This is a genomic window from Dyadobacter sp. LHD-138, assembly GCF_030929615.1.
GTDB lineage: Bacteria > Bacteroidota > Bacteroidia > Cytophagales > Spirosomataceae > Dyadobacter.
Genome location: NZ_JAVFVU010000007.1, coordinates 183584 through 202162, shown reverse-complemented (window position 1 = coordinate 202162; position 18579 = coordinate 183584). Strand labels below are relative to the sequence as shown.

15 protein-coding genes and 1 tRNA gene are annotated in these 18579 nt (G+C 45.1%); 8 read left to right on the top strand and 8 right to left on the bottom strand.

Features of this window, described 5'->3' with window-relative positions; genetic code table 11:
• Positions 1–47: 47 nt before the first annotated feature.
• Positions 48–2255, bottom strand: coding sequence for a gliding motility-associated C-terminal domain-containing protein (locus RB622_RS07485; protein ID WP_308045933.1), 2208 nt, complete (start codon positions 2253–2255; stop codon positions 48–50).
• A 61-nt stretch (positions 2256–2316) separates the two neighbouring features.
• Here RB622_RS07485 and rlmD point away from each other — a divergent pair, with 61 nt between their 5' ends.
• Positions 2317–3723 (top strand): 23S rRNA (uracil(1939)-C(5))-methyltransferase RlmD, encoded by a 1407-nt coding sequence (gene rlmD / locus RB622_RS07480; protein ID WP_308045932.1) that lies wholly within the window; start codon positions 2317–2319, stop codon positions 3721–3723.
• 158 nt (positions 3724–3881) lie between these two features.
• Here rlmD and dnaB read toward each other — a convergent pair whose 3' ends face one another.
• Positions 3882–5510, bottom strand: a complete 1629-nt coding sequence (gene dnaB / locus RB622_RS07475) for a replicative DNA helicase (RefSeq protein ID WP_308045931.1) — start codon at positions 5508–5510, stop codon at positions 3882–3884.
• Positions 5511–5734: 224 nt separating this feature from the next.
• Here dnaB and RB622_RS07470 point away from each other — a divergent pair, with 224 nt between their 5' ends.
• The 3 genes from RB622_RS07470 to RB622_RS07460 are packed head-to-tail and all read left to right on the top strand — an operon-like array spanning position 5735 to position 10100.
• A complete protein-coding gene (locus RB622_RS07470; protein WP_308045930.1) occupies positions 5735–6682 on the top strand; it encodes a PhoH family protein in 948 nt (315 codons plus the stop codon).
• Positions 6663–7997: a M43 family zinc metalloprotease gene (locus RB622_RS07465; RefSeq protein ID WP_308045929.1), complete on the top strand. Its 1335-nt coding sequence runs from the start codon at positions 6663–6665 to the stop codon at positions 7995–7997. The genes RB622_RS07470 and RB622_RS07465 overlap by 20 nt, the downstream gene beginning before the upstream one ends.
• Positions 7998–8006: 9 nt before the next feature.
• The gene (locus RB622_RS07460; protein ID WP_308045928.1) at positions 8007–10100 is read left to right on the top strand and encodes a ComEC/Rec2 family competence protein; all 2094 of its coding nucleotides are present in this window, start codon (positions 8007–8009) and stop codon (positions 10098–10100) included.
• Here the strand turns inward: RB622_RS07460 and RB622_RS07455 are convergent.
• Positions 10089–11204, bottom strand: a complete 1116-nt coding sequence (locus tag RB622_RS07455) for a hypothetical protein (protein WP_308045927.1) — start codon at positions 11202–11204, stop codon at positions 10089–10091. The genes RB622_RS07460 and RB622_RS07455 overlap by 12 nt on opposite strands.
• 42 nt (positions 11205–11246) lie before the next feature.
• On the opposite strand from RB622_RS07455, the gene RB622_RS07450 reads away from it, so the two are divergent.
• The gene (locus RB622_RS07450; RefSeq protein WP_308045926.1) at positions 11247–11732 is read left to right on the top strand and encodes a dCMP deaminase family protein; all 486 of its coding nucleotides are present in this window, start codon (positions 11247–11249) and stop codon (positions 11730–11732) included.
• A 58-nt stretch (positions 11733–11790) separates the two neighbouring features.
• Here RB622_RS07450 and RB622_RS07445 read toward each other — a convergent pair whose 3' ends face one another.
• The gene (locus RB622_RS07445; protein WP_308045925.1) at positions 11791–12303 is read right to left on the bottom strand and encodes an FKBP-type peptidyl-prolyl cis-trans isomerase; all 513 of its coding nucleotides are present in this window, start codon (positions 12301–12303) and stop codon (positions 11791–11793) included.
• A 99-nt stretch (positions 12304–12402) separates the two neighbouring features.
• Between RB622_RS07445 and RB622_RS07440 the strand changes: the two genes are divergently transcribed.
• Complete coding sequence (locus RB622_RS07440) at positions 12403–13005, top strand: ACP phosphodiesterase (RefSeq protein WP_308045924.1); 603 nt, start codon at positions 12403–12405, stop codon at positions 13003–13005.
• A 44-nt stretch (positions 13006–13049) separates the two neighbouring features.
• Entirely contained in the window at positions 13050–14069 is a 1020-nt protein-coding gene (gene holA / locus RB622_RS07435) for a DNA polymerase III subunit delta (RefSeq protein WP_308045923.1), read from the top strand.
• Positions 14070–14094: 25 nt separating this feature from the next.
• Here the strand turns inward: holA and RB622_RS07430 are convergent, their stop codons facing one another.
• Both RB622_RS07430 and RB622_RS07425 read right to left on the bottom strand, forming a co-directional pair.
• Positions 14095–14808 carry a 2OG-Fe(II) oxygenase gene (locus tag RB622_RS07430; protein WP_308045922.1) on the bottom strand — a complete coding sequence of 238 codons (714 nt, stop codon included), beginning with the start codon at positions 14806–14808 and terminating at the stop codon, positions 14095–14097.
• A gap of 120 nt (positions 14809–14928) precedes the next feature.
• Complete coding sequence (locus RB622_RS07425; RefSeq protein WP_308045921.1) at positions 14929–16707, bottom strand: ABC transporter ATP-binding protein; 1779 nt, start codon at positions 16705–16707, stop codon at positions 14929–14931.
• A 248-nt stretch (positions 16708–16955) separates the two neighbouring features.
• Between RB622_RS07425 and RB622_RS07420 the strand changes: the two genes are divergently transcribed.
• On the top strand, positions 16956–17870 hold the full coding sequence (locus RB622_RS07420) for a ClpXP adapter SpxH family protein (protein ID WP_308045920.1): 915 nt from the start codon (positions 16956–16958) through the stop codon (positions 17868–17870).
• A gap of 31 nt (positions 17871–17901) precedes the next feature.
• Here RB622_RS07420 and RB622_RS07415 read toward each other — a convergent pair whose 3' ends face one another.
• Together RB622_RS07415 and RB622_RS07410 are read right to left on the bottom strand one after the other, a co-directional pair.
• Entirely contained in the window at positions 17902–18207 is a 306-nt protein-coding gene (locus RB622_RS07415; RefSeq protein ID WP_308045919.1) for a helix-turn-helix domain-containing protein, read from the bottom strand.
• A gap of 160 nt (positions 18208–18367) precedes the next feature.
• Positions 18368–18441: transfer RNA gene (locus tag RB622_RS07410), tRNA-Met, on the bottom strand.
• Positions 18442–18579 lie beyond the last annotated feature (138 nt).

The window sequence follows — 18579 nt, the reverse complement described above, 5'->3', positions numbered from 1 at the left end:
TTGTGTTTTATGGTAGTGACTAAAATTTCCGCGTATGCTTGCATCTGCTATTTTAAAACAGTCAATCCTCCCTTGTAAGATTGTTGTGTATATTGGATCACATAGAAATAGTAACCCGCGGAAATGGAATCAGGACACCAGCTCTGATTTTTGTTTTTTGTGTAGTAAACCTGTTTTCCCCAGCGGTTAAAAACAGTTATATCCTTAAACTGATCGTTGCAGCTGCCGGTCGGAAGTTCGTTAAATAGCAGGCAATCGTTTTTGTTGTCGCCGTTGGGGGTGATCACATTGGGGAAATTTACCACCGTTTTTGCTGCAAAATCGCTTAGTTTTATGAGAACCGAGGTTGTGTCCCGCGCAGCCGCACAAGTCTTGTCCTGCGTAATAAAATCGACGGTAAACGTCTGGTCTGTGTCTCCGTTCATGATTGCACAATCAGGGTTCCAGGAAAATTGGGACGAGATTTGTTTAACGCCCGACTTACTGGCAAAGTGCATGCCTGTTTTTCCGAGATCAAAGCCTCGTCCCTGAGCCGAAAGCGTAATCGTATTGGTGTCCGGATCGATGGCGGTCACGTCAAAGGTTATTCCGCCGTTGGTTCCTATGGAATAACCCACCGTCGAGGCGTTTAATGATGTACTTACCGCTGGCGGGTGGTTTGGCGATTCGTCAATAATAAAAGAAATTGTTTTGGAGGTTGCCAGGGGATTGCCAGTACAGCGCAGATCTTTTGCCGTAAAATCTACTTTCAAAGTATCACCTGGGGCAGCATTGCAGGGAGGGATCCATGTGAAATTTTGTTGGACCGAAGTCTTTCCGTTGACTGGTTTGAAAACCATGGATTTGGAGGTCAGCGTAAAATTTTGCCCCGCACCCGATAAGCTAAGGCTGTCGGCATCCGCATCCTTCCCGAAAACCGTAAAAGTAACCGGGACACCGGCCGCTACACGCACATAGTCGCTTGGCAGGGAAGTGGTGACAGCCGGCGCATTATTTCCACCGCCTTCACGTCGGATGTAGATCACGAGCGTATCCATAAGCGGAACGGGACAGCTCTCGTCCTGGGCAATCAGTTCGATATGGATGGGGCGGTTGTCATAGGTCACAAAACATTCGTCGAGGCAAATCTGAAAACGCATCGTGTCGTTTACAACGGTGGTCCTGTATTGTGCAGGCAAAAGGGAAAAATAGTTTTTGGAATGATCGATCGCCTGTCCTTGTACGTGTATCAGGTCGTTCAGGGTCGGGTCGGTGACCATGACTTCGAAACAGTTCGGATCGTCTTTTTTTATTGTAAAAATCTGGTTGCTGTTGTAAAAAGTACTTTTTCCTTTTGGCTTGAAAAGTAATTTGGGTTTATCCATTTTCGGGCAGTCGACGACCCTCAGCTGAAAATCCCGTGTCAGCGTTCCAATTTTCACCCCGTTTCTGAATTCATCCACCTGTACCGAAAACACATACAGGCCGATGTTGCCCGGCGTGACCGAAAGCATTCCCGTTTTGCGATCTACGGTCAGGGGTTTTGGGCCGGGAATAATGTTTGCAGTGGTGATGCCGTCGATCCAGTTTAAAGTGGGGTAATTCGATGAACCGATTGCCTGCACATTGGGTTGGGCTTTCGTGGAATATCCCTGCCTGGGTGTAACCAGGGTGTAAGTCAGACTATCGCCATCAGCATCGGTACCGCCAAAATTGAAAAAGAACGGGGAATTGACACAGGCATAATCACCCTGAATGTCCGGGAACTTTGGAGAGGAATTATGGAAGGCTGCGTTGTTTTTGAGAATGGGTGGAAATTCGAGATAAAACAGACTTCCGGCATCACCCGGTGATTTTATATTGGTAATTGTACCATTCCGGCAGCAACGGTCCCAAACCATGTAATACCCCCCAGGATCGTCAAAACTGACCGATTCTGCCCTTACATCCAGGGCATATGTGATCATAATTGTTTCGGTGGATGTTATTCCGCAGAGCGGATTGGTGTAAGAGACAGATTTTCGTCCTATTTTTGGGACTTGAACGGTAGCCATGCGGGCATTGTCCCGCTTGCGAAAAACATAAATGTTAACAAAATCGTCCTCTGCGCCGGGATCACCATTGCGTGCATCGAAGTACATAGTAAGCCCGATGTTGTAGTTGTAATAGGCTCCTTTGTTTTCCGTGAAGAATAATTGTCCGCCAACGATGTGGGTGGCATGAGCTTCGATAAAGCATAGCAGAAGCACGAAGGATAAAATCAATCGGTTTTTCATGGCGGCCGTTACAGTAAAAATTATACGATAGTATTTGAGTTTAGCAATAAAATAGAGAAAAATGTCAAAGGGTACCAGGTATGAATACGTTGAAATTACTGATTTCGCAGCAGAAGGCAAGTGTATTTTCAAATCGGAGGATGGGGTAATTTTTATAGAGGGAAATGTTGCACCGGGGGATATTGTGGACCTGGAAGTGGTAAGGACAAAAAAGAAATTAAAGGAGGCCATTGTTACAAAAGTGCATTCCTACTCTTCTTTGCGTACGGATCCGTATTGCGAGCACTACACGGTTTGTGGGGGATGCAAGTGGCAACATATTGGTTATGAGCATCAATTGCGTTTCAAAAGACAGCAGGTTGTTGATCATTTTCAAAGAATTGGCAAGATTCAAGGCGTTGAAATAAGTCCGATTCTCGCGGGGCCAAAAACGGAATATTATCGTAACAAGCTGGAATTCACGTTCTCTAATTATCGTTGGGTGACAAAAGAACAGCTGGATACCGGGGAGAAATTTTCGAGAAATGCCCTGGGATTTCACGTCCCGAAACGTTTTGATAAGATTTTTACCGTGGATACCTGCCATTTACAGCCGGATCCGTCCAACGCGCTGAGGAACTCGTTGCACCGGTTTGGGGAAGAACAGCAGATCCTGTATTATGATGTAAAATACAATGTCGGGACTTTGAGAAACCTGGTGGTGCGTACGGCAAACACCGGTGATATCATGGTGATCGTTCAGTTTGGCGAGCAAAATGACGAGGCGATAGATAAGGTGATGAACTACATGAAGGACAACCATCCTGAAATAACGTCATTAAACTACATCGTGAACCTGAAAGGAAACGACTCTTATCAGGATCAGGAAGTGATCAATTTTGCAGGTGAGGCTACGATCAGGGAAACGATGGAAGACCTGACCTTCCTGGTTGGCCCGAAATCGTTTTACCAGACAAACTCGGAGCAGGCTTACAACCTGTTTAAGGTGACCAGGGAATATGCAGGCCTGACAGGCAATGAATCTGTTTATGATTTGTATACCGGAACGGGAACGATCGCAAACTTTGTGGCGCGCCAGGCAAAAAAGGTGGTAGGGGTTGAGTATGTTGAGGCAGCGGTAAAAGATGCTCGAATTAATTCTGCTTTAAATGGTATTACGAATACCGAGTTTTTCGCCGGTGATATGCGCAGGATCATGAATGAATCATTCCTGGCAAAACACGGAAGACCTGATGTGATCATCACAGATCCGCCGCGTGCGGGTATGGACCAACCGGTGGTGGAAACGATATTGACAGCCGCTCCGGACAGAATTGTTTATGTAAGCTGCAACACGGCTACGCAGGCGCGTGATTTGGCCCTGATGTCGGACGACTATGAGGTAACCAGAGTTCAGCCGGTTGATATGTTCCCCAATACGCACCACGTAGAAAACGTAGCGTTGCTGGTGAAAAAAGATCGCGGGTGATAGAGATCTATTAATAGTATTATTTCGATACGAATTAAGAAAAATTTCGATAAAACACTTTTTTGAATTGTATTTTACCAATAATTGAGAAAACCTCCGGGAAATATTTCCCGGAGGCTTTCTCAATTATTGGTGTTACTATATTTTTCTAATGTTGATCAGAACGGAGGCTCACTATCGGGGCCTTTGTAATCGAAATTGCTTAGATCATTGGCACGGCTTCTCAGCGTACCACCGGTAGCACTTGGCGGTTGGGCCGTGCTTCTGCTTTGGCTTTCAAAAGAAGAGATAGGATTCGGATTATTGATCGGACGGTCCGTTGTAAAGGGTACCGGCGCGAACTGAGAATCCAGATCGGCAAACTTGGTGTATTTACCAATAAACCTGAGCTGAACGGTTTCAAGAGAACCAGCCCTGTTTTTTGCGATGATTACTTCACCGATACCAGCCACGGAATTCCCGGTTTCGTCTTCTGTAATGCCGTAATATTCAGGTCGATATAGGAATATTACCATATCCGCATCCTGCTCAATCGATCCGGATTCACGTAAATCTGAAAGCTGAGGTCTTTTTTCTCCACCCCTCGTTTCCACGGCACGGCTTAACTGCGAAAGTGCAATCACCGGTACGTCCAATTCTTTTGCAAGGTTTTTTAACGAACGCGAGATCATCGCAATTTCCTGTTCACGGTTTCCGGCTCCTTTTCCACCGGTATCACCGGTCATCAGCTGGAGGTAGTCAATCACGACCATCTGGATATCGTGCTGGGCTTTCAAACGACGGCATTTGGCGCGCAATTCCAGGATGGAAAGGGCAGGGGTGTCGTCAATGTAAATCGGCGCGTTGGTAAGCCTGTGGATACGATGGTGAAGCTGTTCCCACTCATGCGGGGCAAGGCTTCCCTTCCGTATTTTTTCACTATCAATTTCAGCTTCGGCCGAGATAAGACGATTGACCAGCTGCACCGAGGACATTTCGAGCGAGAAAATAGCCACGGCCATATTGAAGTCCACCGCGGCATTTCGGAGTGAGGAAACCACAAAGGCAGTTTTTCCCATACCGGGACGTGCCGCAAGAATCGTCAATTCTGTTTTTTGCCAGCCGGATGTAATTCGGTCCAGCGCACTGAAACCGGAAGGTACACCCGTCAAACCGTCCTTGTTATTTTTCTTCTGATCCAGTTCTTCCAGCGCCTGACGCATCAGCGAACCCATATCCGAATAATTTTTCTTGATATTGGATTCCGAAATCTGGAACAGGGCCTGCTCGGTTTTGTCGAGCAACTTGAAAACATCCGTTGTGTCCTCAAAAGCTTCTTTCTGTATTTCGGAGGAAATGGTGATCAGCTCACGACGAATAGAGGCCTGGGTGATAATCCGGGCGTGAAATTCGATGTTCGCCGCCGAGTTCACCTTTGAAGTCAGTCCCACGATGTAGGAAGAACCGCCAACGAGTTCAATTTCACCTGTATTCCGCAATTTGGAAATTACGGTAAGCATATCGATCGGCTCCGAATCGGCGAATAGAGTCAGGATCGCCGCATAGATGCGCTGGTGCACATCCTTGTAAAAACTTTGTGGTCTTAATATATCTACAACGGCTGTCAGCGCGTCTTTTTCGATCATTAACGCACCAAGAACCGCCTCTTCCAGGTCAATGGCCTGAGGCGGTAATTTGCCGTAATTCTGCTCAAAACTTTGGGTACGTGCAACAGCCGGTTTCCGGTTGGGAATGCCTGATTTATTACCTGTTTTGTTGTACTGATTGGTTGACTTGTCATTTTCCATGTAACACAAAATTAATCATAACAAGACTGTGAGAAAAGAAGTATTTTTTTTAAAATTTTAAAAAGTACCTGTTTGCTTGATTATGAAACAGTTGATCAAAATATATTTATTTTACATTGTTAACTTTGCTATGGAATTTTTAATTGCTGCATCGTTATGGTTTAAATCTTGGTTATTATTACTAAATTTTAGAGTAATTACTTAAACACTAACCGGTCATTCATTTGCTAGAAAAAATAATCACGCTCGAAGACGTCTCAATGGTCGATTTTTTGGGCATTCATAATTCGAATATTAAAGAAGTGTCCGCGGCTTTTCCAAAAAGCAAAATTATTTCACGCGGAAATGAAATCAGGATTCAGGGAACAGCACCTGAAATTATGCGTATCACGGATGTCCTTGAATCCCTGGTCGCTCATTATCAGAAGTATGGAAAGGTAACCAATGAAAATGTCAGGGTTTATTTGAACGGGATTTCAAAACCTGCCGTCCAGCACGCCGAGGATGACGCGGATGTGATTATTTACGGAAATAAAGGGCTGGTGGTAAAGGCCAAGACGGCGAACCAGAAACTTTTGGTGGAAGCAGCTGCAAAATTTGACCTTGTTTTTGCCGTGGGGCCTGCCGGAACAGGAAAGACATATACAGCTGTGGCCATTGCGGTCAGGGCTTTAAAAAATAAAGAAGTACGCAAGATCATCATTACCCGGCCGGCCGTTGAGGCAGGGGAAAACCTGGGTTTTTTACCGGGAGATCTGAAAGAAAAGATCGACCCGTATCTGCGGCCGATCTATGACGCGCTGGACGACATGATCGCGCCTGAAAAGTTGAAACTTTATCTGGAAAGTCGTGTCATTGAAATCGCTCCGCTTGCTTACATGAGAGGAAGGACGCTTAACAATGCTTTTATTTTGCTGGATGAGGCACAGAATACGACGCCGATGCAGATGAAAATGTTCCTTACCCGGATGGGGCCAAGTTCCAAGGCGATTATCACCGGTGATAAATCACAGATCGATCTTCCTAAGAACCAGAAATCCGGTTTGATCGATTCACTGAGCATTTTGAAGGGCATTAAGGGCATCAGCTTTGTCGAATTGGACGGTTCGGATGTTGTACGCCATCGGCTGGTTAAGGATATTCTGGCTGCTTATGAAAAAACGGATCAATAGTTTTACGATTTTTACGGGCATGGTTCTCCTGGGGATTTCTTCTCCCGGGAGAACTTTTGCGCAAGTAACGGACTCTTTGCCGATCCGTTGCGTTACGCACGAACGCGAGGTGTTCCGGGGCAGTAGAAGCCCTGGATTATTACGCGACAGGATCAATACCGAAAATGCGATTCAGGAATATTTGCATGCCAACCGGTCGCGGCTGCGAACGGCGGCTTCGGAAGAAATAATCCGAATTCCCGTGGTGGTGCATGTGGTGCATAACGGAAGGAACGGTGTGATTGGCGGCGCTGATAATCCTAACATCACCGACGAACAGATCAGAAGCCAGATTGCCATTCTGAATGAAGATTATCGCAGAAAAGCGGGTACAAAAGGTTTTAATTCCGATCCGGTGGGAGTCGATACCGGTATTGAGTTTTATCTGGCCGAGTACGATGAAAATGGCAAAGGCACAACGGGCATTACGAGAACTTCTTATCCGTCCAAAGACAGCTTTAACCCGATCACGGACGATGCCCTGCTTTCCGATATTGTTTACTGGCCATCAGATAAGTATCTGAATATCTGGGTGTGCAGGTTAACTGGGACCTATCTTGGTATTGCACAATTTCCTTCCGTTGAAGGTTTGGACGGGCTTAATACTCAGAATGAAAATTATGATAAAACAGACGGTGCTATTATTGACTTCCGTTATTTTGGTAGAAACTCCGCTGCGAATTCCAGTAAAATTTATAATCTGGGAAGAACAACCACCCACGAAATAGGCCATTGGCTGGGACTTGTCCACATCTGGGGTGACACCTTTTGCGGGGACGATTTTTGCGACGATACACCGACGGCCGAAGGCTCAAACCAAACGAGCTTTTGTACGGATAAGTTTTCAAACTGTTCGGGATTCAGAACCCGTAATATGATTGAAAACTACATGGATTATTCGCCCGATTCCTGTATGAATATTTTTACGGCTGATCAGATGGGACGTATGAAAGCGGTTTTGGCGCTAAGTCCAAGACGAATAAAATTGATTGAATCCGCTAAAAAGGGCAGGCTGGATCCCACTGAAAATCTCACGGTCGACGTTTTCCCAAACCCGGCAAGCGAGGAAGTTAACGCCAACATTCGTTTCCGTGATTTTCAGAACTTTAACCTTTCCGTTTACGACCAGCGGGGTAATCAGTTGCAGTCACAAAGTTTTATAGACGTCTGGAGCCGGAAGGTTACCGTTGATATTAATAAATATAATACCGGATTATACATATTTAAAGTGACCACCGACAAAGAAACCGTCACAAAGAAGTTCGTAATTAAATGACAAAAAAGCATGCTCTCGCGCGTACCTTTTGTTGGATTGGTTCTGACTTTAATGACTGGGATTTTAGTTGGTGACTGGTTGCTGACCTATCATCCGGCACTTTATTTTTCTGACCCGAATATTCAGGCGGCTGTGATCATAGCGATTACAGCCGCTTCTGTTTTGTTTTACCGGAGGAAAAAATTTACTGCTTTCAGCATTACGCTTTCGTTGTTTGTGTGCGTGTCGGGGTTCAATGTGCTGTGCTGTCATGATCAGGATTTGCGGAATACTGTCAGTCAGTTATCGCAACTGAAATATGATCTGTACCAGGCGAAGGTGCAGTCTATTCCGGAAAAAAGACAAAAAACCATACGGATTGACGCAGTTGTCAGCCGTATCCGGGTTAAAGGAAAATGGGTCAAGGTGCAAATGCAGGCGTATTTGAGCATCCCTAAAGACGCGGCGCAGGTTCCAGAAGTGGGTGATGATCTCGTTGTTGCCGGAAATTTGGAGCGACCTAAGCCGCCGATGAATCCCGATGAATTTGACTACCGGAAATATTTATGGAATAAGGGTGTCGCCTGGACGGCTTATCTGCCGGATCATACCTATCGTGTTATTAAATCTGCGGATAAACCGGGTGGTATTTATGTCTGGAGTCATTCCATTTCCCAGTGGTCGGACCGGCAGTTTCGTGTTTATGTTGAAAATGATAAATCTTACGGACTGGTTAAAGCGATGCTGCTTGGCAGGCGGGATGATCTGAGATCGGATCAGATTGATGATTATACGACTTCGGGGACGGTCCATATTTTGTCGGTCTCGGGCATGCATGTGGCCGTAATATTCTTTGTGTTAAAAAGTCTTTTGGGATGGCTTAAACATCTCAGAGGAGGGAAATATATTTATCTGACCCTCATCACTGCGCTGCTTGGGTTTTATGCCCTGGTGACCGGCCTGCCTCCCTCCGTTCAACGGGCAACCCTGATGTGTGTCGTCTTTGTGATCGCCGAGGTATTCGGCCGAAAGCACCATGCCATGAACACGCTGGCGCTGTCTGCTTTCATAATCTTGCTGATTGATCCGCGGGCTTTGTTTGACGTAGGTTTCCAGCTGTCATACCTGGCCATGACCGGGATTTTTCTTTTTTACAAACCGCTGTACTCGATTTTGTCACCCGCAAACTGGCTCTTTAAGTATGGCTGGCAGGTTACCGCCATGTCTTTTGCGGCGCAGCTGGCCACCTTTCCGTTAAGTCTTTATTATTTCCACCAATTCCCGTCTTACTTCTGGCTGGTGAATCCGTTTGTCATCACTTTCACGAACTTTTTACTGCCTGCTGCGTTATTGCTCCTTTTTGCCTGCCTGGGGCCATTTTTGTGGATGCAGACGTGGGTTGGCTTATTTGTTGATTTTTGTGGTCGCCTGACAAATGTTTCGGTTTCGCTTCCAAAAATCCTGCCGGGTTATCTCCTTGACAATTTATCACTTGACAAAACTGAGGTTTTATTGCTCTATCTGACCTTGTTTTTGGCCTGGCTGGCTTATGAATTGAGGGCTTATGTCTGGCTAAAATCTAGTGCCGGTCTGGTGGCTTTGTTTGTTTTTTACGCTGTTGCAATCAGTTTGCAAAAATATGTGGTGTCAAAGGGCGTGATACATGCCGTTTCCAAACATACGGTAGTCAGTTTCAAGGAAAGGGACCGGTTGTATATTTATTGCGATGGCGGGTTTCTTGCCGATACAAATGCCTATGATTTTCATATCAAAAATTACGCGGTCAATGCGGGTGTTTTGAAAACGGTCTATCTAAATACAGAAGAAAATAATCTGCCTGAAAGTATTAAAATACAGCATGGTGGTTCGGGAGAATTACTCGCGTGGCAGGGCAAAACAATTTACAAAGGCGGCATTATTTCAGGCAAGTTGGCTACGGACTATCAAATCCTGACTTCATCGGGTTATCCGGAAATTTCGCAAGTCAGCGCAAACCCCATGACCACTTTTTTAATAAGCGGCGAAGTTAAAAAACGGGCTGCGGAACGTTGGTGGCAGATCATTGCTAAGAGTGGAAACAAAACACACGATTTGCTGCGCAATGGTGCGCTGTTATTGCCTTGAGTAAATGTCAGCAATTTCTTTCGCAATTTTTCTTTCCCATTCCGCCTGTGCGGCGTTGTTAAGGCCGTGGTTTGTCGCCCGGTCATAATTTTCCTGCTCGGTATTCATTTCCCGAAATGATTCCAGAAACTGATACTGGATTTCGCTGTCATAATCTTCAATGGTCAGTTCGCCCGATTCGAGGTTCTTTTTGAATCTTTCCACAACAAGCCTGGTGATGTCGAAATGGAGCTGCTCATGTCTTAATGTGCCGTTATTTTTAGCGTCGGATAAAGCCCAGGACATGCTTTTGACCATGAAAATTTTCAAACCAATTTCCAGTATCAAATCGTCATCTTTGGGATAGGAGTATCCTTCATAAGCAAAACTTGTGAAGACGGCGGCGGCATAACGGCTGCCCGGTCTGCTTCGCTGGCCCTGGAAATCGTCCCATACGAGTGGTCTTTTAACACTGTAAAAAACGGTATCAGCCTTATCCGACGGTACGATTTCCTTAAAAACGATTTTGAGGTTTCTAGCAAGTGCCGGATTTTTACCCATATTGGAACCCATCCATTTTTGAAAATGAATAAGCGACTGATCCAGCAATTGCCTGATTAATTTCTGGTGATCGAACTCTTTTTCAGGGCGTGTGTAAGTGGCGGAGGTCTGGTAGGTGGTCAGATCCACCGGTACCATATCCCGATACCAGCGAAATGACACGTTCAGTTTTATTTCTCCGGCAACCCGGTTAGGCCCTAAACGTCTCTCGCTAAGCTGTAAGTCCTTGACGCTGATATACAGGGGCAAAAGATCGTTATTAACTTTTGGTACGGAATAAGACCAATACGCTGTCAGCTCTTTTTCTAATGGATTGGGCATAACAGCGTTTTTTTCTTTTCCCAGAAAGATAACGTTCCCGATGCTGGCTCCCTTTATTTTTCGTTTGTCTTCTACTTCCTGAATGAAAAATTTATTCGCCCGGATAATGGATGACGCGTCCCGGCCAAGTGTGATAACTTCCGGACTGGTTTGCGCAAAAGAAAACTGGTTCAGACCAATAAATAAGCCGATCAGCATCAGTGTCCTGATCTTATTTACTAATCTATATTGAATCCAACGCATGCTTTATCTAAGTTTGCAGGTAATTTAAGTTTTACCAATCGAATGACTTTACTAACAACGAAAAACCGGCCGGAATTTGATGATATTTTCATGGATCTGGCAATAAATCTCGCCAAACGGTCACATTGCATTAAAGCACAGGTCGGTGCGGTCTTAACCAAAGATACCCGTATTATTTCAATTGGTTATAATGGTCCGCCTGCCGGAACGCACAATTGTGATGAGGAATTTCCGGAGGAAGGTTGTCCGCGGGATGCGAAAGGAAGCTGTTCGCTGGCACTGCATGCTGAGCAGAACGCCATTCTTTTTGCCGTGAAAAATGGCTCAAACATTGAAGGCGCAACGCTTTTTGTAACCCTGGCGCCATGCATTGCCTGTGCCCGTGTTATTTATACGATGAAGATCAGTAAAGTGATTTTTCTGCATTCTTATGCAGCTTACAAAGGAATTGGCAGGGAGGAAGGTGTCGAATTTCTGAGAACTTTCGGCGTGGAGGTTGCGCAGTACATTCCTTTAGTTGAAAGTTGAAAGTTGAAAGTTGAGAGTGGTCCGCCACTTTCAACTCTCAACTATTAACTCTCAACTATTAATGATGATGACCACCCTCGCCGTGTACGTGGCCGTGGCTGATTTCTTCATCTGTTGCAGCACGGATTGAAAGAATTGAGCCTTCAAAGTGCATTTCTTTGCCTGCCAACGGGTGATTGAAATTCATTACAACGATATCTTCCTTCACTTCAACGACCTGACCGTGCATGCGTTCTCCGTCTTCGTTGGTCATAGGAACGATATTTCCGATTTCAAGAAGCTCTTCCTGATCCACACCTTCCATCTGGAAAACGGCCTTGGGAAGTTCAACAATTGCCTCAGGATCAAATTCTCCGTAACCTTCTTCAGGTGCCACGACAAAGTCAAAAGTATCTCCGGCAGCAAGTCCTTCGATCTTCTCTTCAAAGCCTTCCGGAAGTCCGCTGATGCCTTGAATAAAATACATCGGCTCTTCTTCCGTTACTACTTCTACGATATCCATTTCGCCGTCATTGTCAGGGATTCTCAGGCTATATATGAGTGCTACGACATTATTCTTTTCGACTTTCATTTGCTTGTTTGGTTAAAATAATGGTTGTTGTAAAATAATTGTTCCATGGTGATTTGGTGAGAACAAACGTACGGGAATTTTGCCAAAATGTCTTTTTTTATGAATTTTTTAGCGCATTTATTGCTTTCCGGAGACGATGAGAAGGTTATTGTAGGAAATTATGTCGGAGATTTTATAAAAGGCAGATTGACGGGTGACAAAATTATCGGCTGGAGTGACCGTTTTTTGCTGGGCGTAAAACTGCACCGGCATATTGACATGTTTACAGATGGACACCCAACCGTCAGAGAAGCAAAGAGAAAGGCGGCGTTGGTGCTTGGAAAAACGGCCGGTATAGCGACAGATATTTATTTCGATTACTTTTTAGCCAAATATTTTAACCAATTTTGCAACGAATCTCTGGAAGATTACAGCGCGCGCATGTATCAGGTGATCCGTGAAAACGATCCGTTGATTCCGGTGCATATGAAGTCAATGGTGCGGACCATGATCAAGCAGGACTGGCTCAATACCTATCAAACGCTGGACGGTATTAGGCTTACATTCAGCCGTTTGTCAGGCAGAGCTGATTTTCTGGCGGTCCTTAATCTGGCTGAGGAGGATTTGGAAGCGAACGAAGCGTTTTATTACGATAAATTCAGTGTATTTTTTCCGCTGCTTCAAGCCGAAGCGTCGCGTTTTATTTCAGAGTATGGAAATTAACCGGATTTTCAGCGCTTATTATTTATTAAAATTCAGATTAAAAAATGGCTCAAACGCCTGATGCTGCCCTTAAAGAAATTAAATCTAAAAAATTCAAACCCGTGTATTTTCTGCACGGAGATGAACCGTTTTATATCGATGTTATTGCCGAGTCGCTCGAAGCACGCGTGGTTCCAGAGTCGGAACGGGGTTTTAACCAGTTTGTACTTTACGGAAAAGACACGGACGTGGCCGGTGTGCTAAGCCATGCCAGAAGATATCCGTTTATGGCAGAGCGCCAGCTGATTATCGTGAAAGATGCCAATAAACTGGGCGGAATTGAACAGAAAGAGCAGCAGGCAAGACTGGAAGATTATGCCCTGAACCCGCTGCATAGTACGGTGCTCGTCCTGTGTTTTCATGCCAATGCCGACGAGCGGAAAACTTTTGTGAAGGCTTTCAATACCCACGGTCATGTTGTGCAGTCGAAAAAGATGTATGACAACAAATTGCCGGACTGGGTTGCGTCTTATTGTCAGTCAGAAGGAGTGAAGATAAGTCCCAAGGCCGTGCAGATGATGGTTGACAACATCGGCAATGACCTGAAACGGCTGACGAATGAAATCCGTAAAATCATGGTAAACCTGCGGGTAGATCAGGGGATTGATGCCGAAGTTGTGGAGCGTTTTGTCGGTATCAGCAAAGAATACAACGTTTTTGAATTCCAGAAAGCATTGCTCATGCGGGATGTTGTTAAGGCAAACCGCATTGCAAACCACTTTTCTGCCAATTCAAAAGATAACCCGCTGGCCCCGATCCTGATCATCCTTTTTGGGTTCTTCTCAAAAGTATTGCTCGTTCATGCGAGTGCGGATAAGTCGGAAAAGGGCCTTGCGACGGCACTTGGCGTCAATCCGTTTTTTGTCAAAGATTATTCACTGGCAGCGCGGAATTATCCTTTGCCCAAGGTTGCACATATCATTCATTATCTACGCGAATCAGACAGCCGTTTAAAGGGGCTAGACGGCGTAAGCACGCCGGAGGGAGAGTTGCTGAAAGAGCTTGTGTTTAAAATCGTTCATTAAACAGATAGCGCAATTGAGGTTTTGTTTAACTCAGGGCGTCATGGAAAATGATGCCCAGGGTATATCGGTTTCCCTCATGGATTTCGCTGACACCGTGTTTCATATTTACCCGATGATATCCTTTGCTCCCTTTTACCGGGCGGAAATTGGTCGTGAACAAAAGTATATCTCCTTTTTTTGGTTTCAGTACAATGGCTTTTGACTGTGCCCGTGGCGTTTGCTGCATAAGTACAAATTCTCCGCCGGTATAATCGATTTCCGGTTCGTTTAAAAATAGCACCAGCTGCATCGGGAAAAATATTTCACCATACAGATCCTGATGCAGTGTGTTGTGACCTCCTTTGCCATATTTCAAAATCAAAACCGTTGGTTTGGTCTGATCGTTTTCGTGGCAAAGTTGCTGAAGCGCGGCAAAAGTATCGGGGAATTTCTTCGGGATATTCAGCACCTTCATCCAGTTGTTGGCGATCGGAGCCAGTTTTGGATAAATAGATTGTCTGATATTCTGGATCAGCTCCGGCAAAGGATATTGAAAGTATTTATACTCACCCAGGCCAAATCGGTATCGCTCCATGACGATGGTTTTTCGGTAAAATTGCGTTGCATTGTACTGATTAATAAGCTGATCGCAGTCTTCGGGTGCGAGCATATCTGAAAGTAATGCATAACCGGTTTTGTTCATGTTCTCAGAAACGTTTTGCCAGTCAATGGTATCCAGGTTGCGGGAGGTCGTGTTCATTTTAGCAGATTTAATGTTTGATAAACAAAACTACCGTGTCGCTTAACCAGAAAAAACCTGAATCTTGCGCAGTTGTACCGGCCCGATTCAGGTTTTCAAATATATGAGCATGTCGTGTTTTTATGCTTCCAGAACATGAACGTCTTTGCGCTCGCCGATCTGTTGCCGCCACATGGCGTAGTAAAGCCCTTTTTCTTCAAGCAGCGCGCTGTGGCTGCCCGTCTCTATAATATTTCCCTTTTCAAGTACGTAAATGCGGTCAGCGTACATAATCGTGGAAAGGCGGTGGGCGATCATCACCGTGATATGCTGGCGCTGACTTGTAATATTCCGGATGGTATTAGAAATTTCCTCTTCTGTCAGCGAATCCAGGGCGGAAGTTGCTTCATCAAAAATCATCAGGTGCGGATTGCGTAACAATGCGCGTGCGATGGACAAACGCTGGCGTTCGCCACCGGACAATTTAAGTCCGCCTTCCCCAATAACGGTGTCGATACCGTTTTCTGCCCTTTGCAGCAAATTATAACAAGCCGCTTTTTTCAATACTTCGGTGATCATTTCATCCGTGGCCGAAGGATTTACAAAAAGCAGATTTTCCTTGATCGTTCCCGAAAAAAGCTGCGTGTCCTGCGTCACAAAACCGATCTGATGGCGTAATTCATCGAAATCTATGCTGCTTTCACTGTGGTCATTGTAGTATATCCCTCCCGTGTTCGGGTGGTATAGCCCGACCAGCAATTTAACCAGCGTCGTTTTTCCTGAACCCGACGGACCGACAAAAGCAATGGTTTCTCCGCGTTTTACTTCAAATGAAATTCCATCGAGTGCAGGTCTTTTTGCGGTTTGGTGCTGGAAATGTACTTTTTCGAAACGAAGTGTTTCCACGGCATCAATTTTTTCAGGATGTTCCGGCTTGCGTTCAATAGGGCGGTTCAATAACTTTTCAAGGTTGCTTAAAGACGCTTCTGCCTCCCGGTAGGACAGGATAATATTGCCCAGTTCCTGCAAAGGCGTAAAAATGAAGAAGGAATAAAACTGCATCATCATCATTTGTCCGACCGTGATCTTATCGTGAAATACGAAAAACAGCAGGGAGAACATAATACATTGTTGTAAGAAATTCACGAAAGTACCCTGGATAAAACTGATGGAACGGATGCTTTTCACTTTCTTTAATTCCAGTTTCAGGATTTTAAACGTGGTCGTATTCAGTCGGCGGATTTCCTGCTGGGTTAACCCAAGACTTTTTACGAGCTCGATATTGCGCAGCGATTCGGTCGTAGAACCCGCAAGTGCCGTAGTTTCCTTGACGATGTTTTTCTGTACTTCCTTTATTTTTCTACTTAACAGGCTGGTAAGCAACGCAAGCACCACCGATCCGACGAGGTAGATCACGGGAAGCATCGGACTTAATTTAAAAGCGACGATGGTTACGAAGACAATCCCGACGATGGTGGCGAACAGTACATTGACAAAATTGGTGATGAATTTTTCACAATCAGCCCGTACTTTTTGTAGCACGGATAATGTCTCGCCACTACGCTGATCCTCAAAATCCTGGTAGGGAAGGCGTAGGGCATGGCGTAATCCATCGGTATATAAATCGGCCCCAAACTTCTGAATGACCACATTGACCACGTAATCCTGGAAAGCCTTGGCGATACGGGAAACCATCGCGGCACCGATGATCATCAGCAATCCCATGGTAATGCCCCGGAAAAAGTCATTGTCCAGGCCGTTATCGCGGAAATGTTTGGCTTTGTTTGCGTAAGGGTCAATCAGCACATTCCCTAAAATGTAGGGGTTGAGCAGTGAAAAAATCTGGTTGATGGAAGCGAGAAGCAGTGCGAGTAAGATAAGCCCTTTGTAACGGCTTAAGTATTGTAATAGTAATTTCATAGCACGGTGTAAGGACTTGAGTATTTGGGCTGGTAAGTATTATTAACTTAAAGTTGGTGAATTTAATTCTTTCGAACGGATGGAAATTCACAGAAAGCAGGCTGTGGTTATAAATATGTTGTTTAGCCCAAAAAAATAGTCACAAAAAACTGACCTATTGATCCGCAAAATCCAATTCCAGACCTTCGTTCAGCAGTTTCTTTCAAGATACCGCAAAGCATGATAACAGTAACATCAGGTTTATGAATATGGAAAATAACATCAACCCACTTTTATGTGATCCGGAAACCGGGTTATGCGAGCTTCCGGGCGCCAGTAATACGTTAGCCGCACATGCGCCCCAGGAGGTTGCCGATAAGGTAAAGATCATTTACTTCACTGATCCTATTTGTTCGTCCTGCTGGGGAATAGAGCCGCAACTCCGTCAACTGGAACTGGAATATGGTCATGCGATCGAGTTCGATATCCGCATGGGCGGATTGTTGCCGGACTGGAGTTATAACAGCGGCGGAATCAGCAAACCAAGCGATGTAGCGCATCATTGGGATGAGGTCAGCCAGCATTACGACATGCCGATCGACGGGGATATCTGGCTGGAAGATCCACTGGATTCTTCCTATCCACCTTCCATCGCCGTCAAGGCAGCGCAGTTTCAGGATCCGAAGAAAGCCGTGGTTTTCCTGAGAAAAATGCGGGAATTTCTGTTTTTGGAAAAGAAGAATATTACACGCTGGGAACACCTTGCAGCCGCAGCCGTGTACGCTGGTCTGGACGAGCAAAAGCTGAAATTAGATTACACAGGGCGGGCCAGGGAATCTTTTCAAAAAGATCTTCAATTGGCTGCGCAGCTTGGTGTGCGTGGATTTCCTACCATGATTTTCGTCGGTAGCAATCAGCGTCAAACCATCATTCGGGGATCGCAGCCTTACCGGGTTTATGAAGACGCTGTGATGGCGTTGGGTGTGGGAACCGTAAAAAAAGAGTACGACAGGTCCGTTGACGGGCTGTTTGCGGAATATCCAACGCAGACTGTAAGAGAATTTGCTGAGTTAAGTGGAAATACGAGAGTTGAGGCGCTTATTCTTTTGAGAACATTGGTTGAATCAGGGGAATTAGCGGAATCGCAATCAAAAAATGGTCCGCTTTATCATGTTGAATTTTGAGACCGGCGTTTTGCCAGGCGGTTCCAAAGTGCTAAATACCTTCCAGTTGCCGGAAAACAGCAATCAGTGTTTTCCCTTTCTCAGACAAATTATACGCAATATGTAAAGGTTTGAGTTTGATCACATGCTTTTCCAGCAAGCCCTCGTGCTCTAATTCCTTTAGAGCCAGGGCTATGCTTTGCTTGTTTGAATTTTCAAGGGTTTTGAGCAAGCTGCTAAAGCGCAAAGGGCCCTCGATTGCCAGTCTGAAAATCTGCGGACGCCATTTGCCTGACATGATTTTGAGTAAATCTTCGGCAGGACAAGTTGGTTGGCTGGGTTTGCAATGCGGTTCCATGGGTCTCGTTACGTTTTAATATATCCTATAAACTCCGGGCAGTTCTGGAAAAATCCTATGCACTCCACAAGTTATTGATTTGATTCCGATTTTCTTGTCCACCCATCGAACACTAAAAAGAATTAAGCAAAAAAGGCATCCATTTGGATGCCTTTTTTCGTAGCGGGGAGCAGAATCGAACTGCCGACCTTAGGGTTATGAATCCTACGCTCTAACCATCTGAGCTACCCCGCCGTACCGTTATCGTGGTGCAAAAGTATATTAAAGGAATTTAGAATGCAAGTGTTTTTGGAAAATTCATTGAAAAAAACTAAATTACAAAAAATCAGAAAATCAGGTTTCTGATTTTTATTAGTGATTTGTGCTATATTA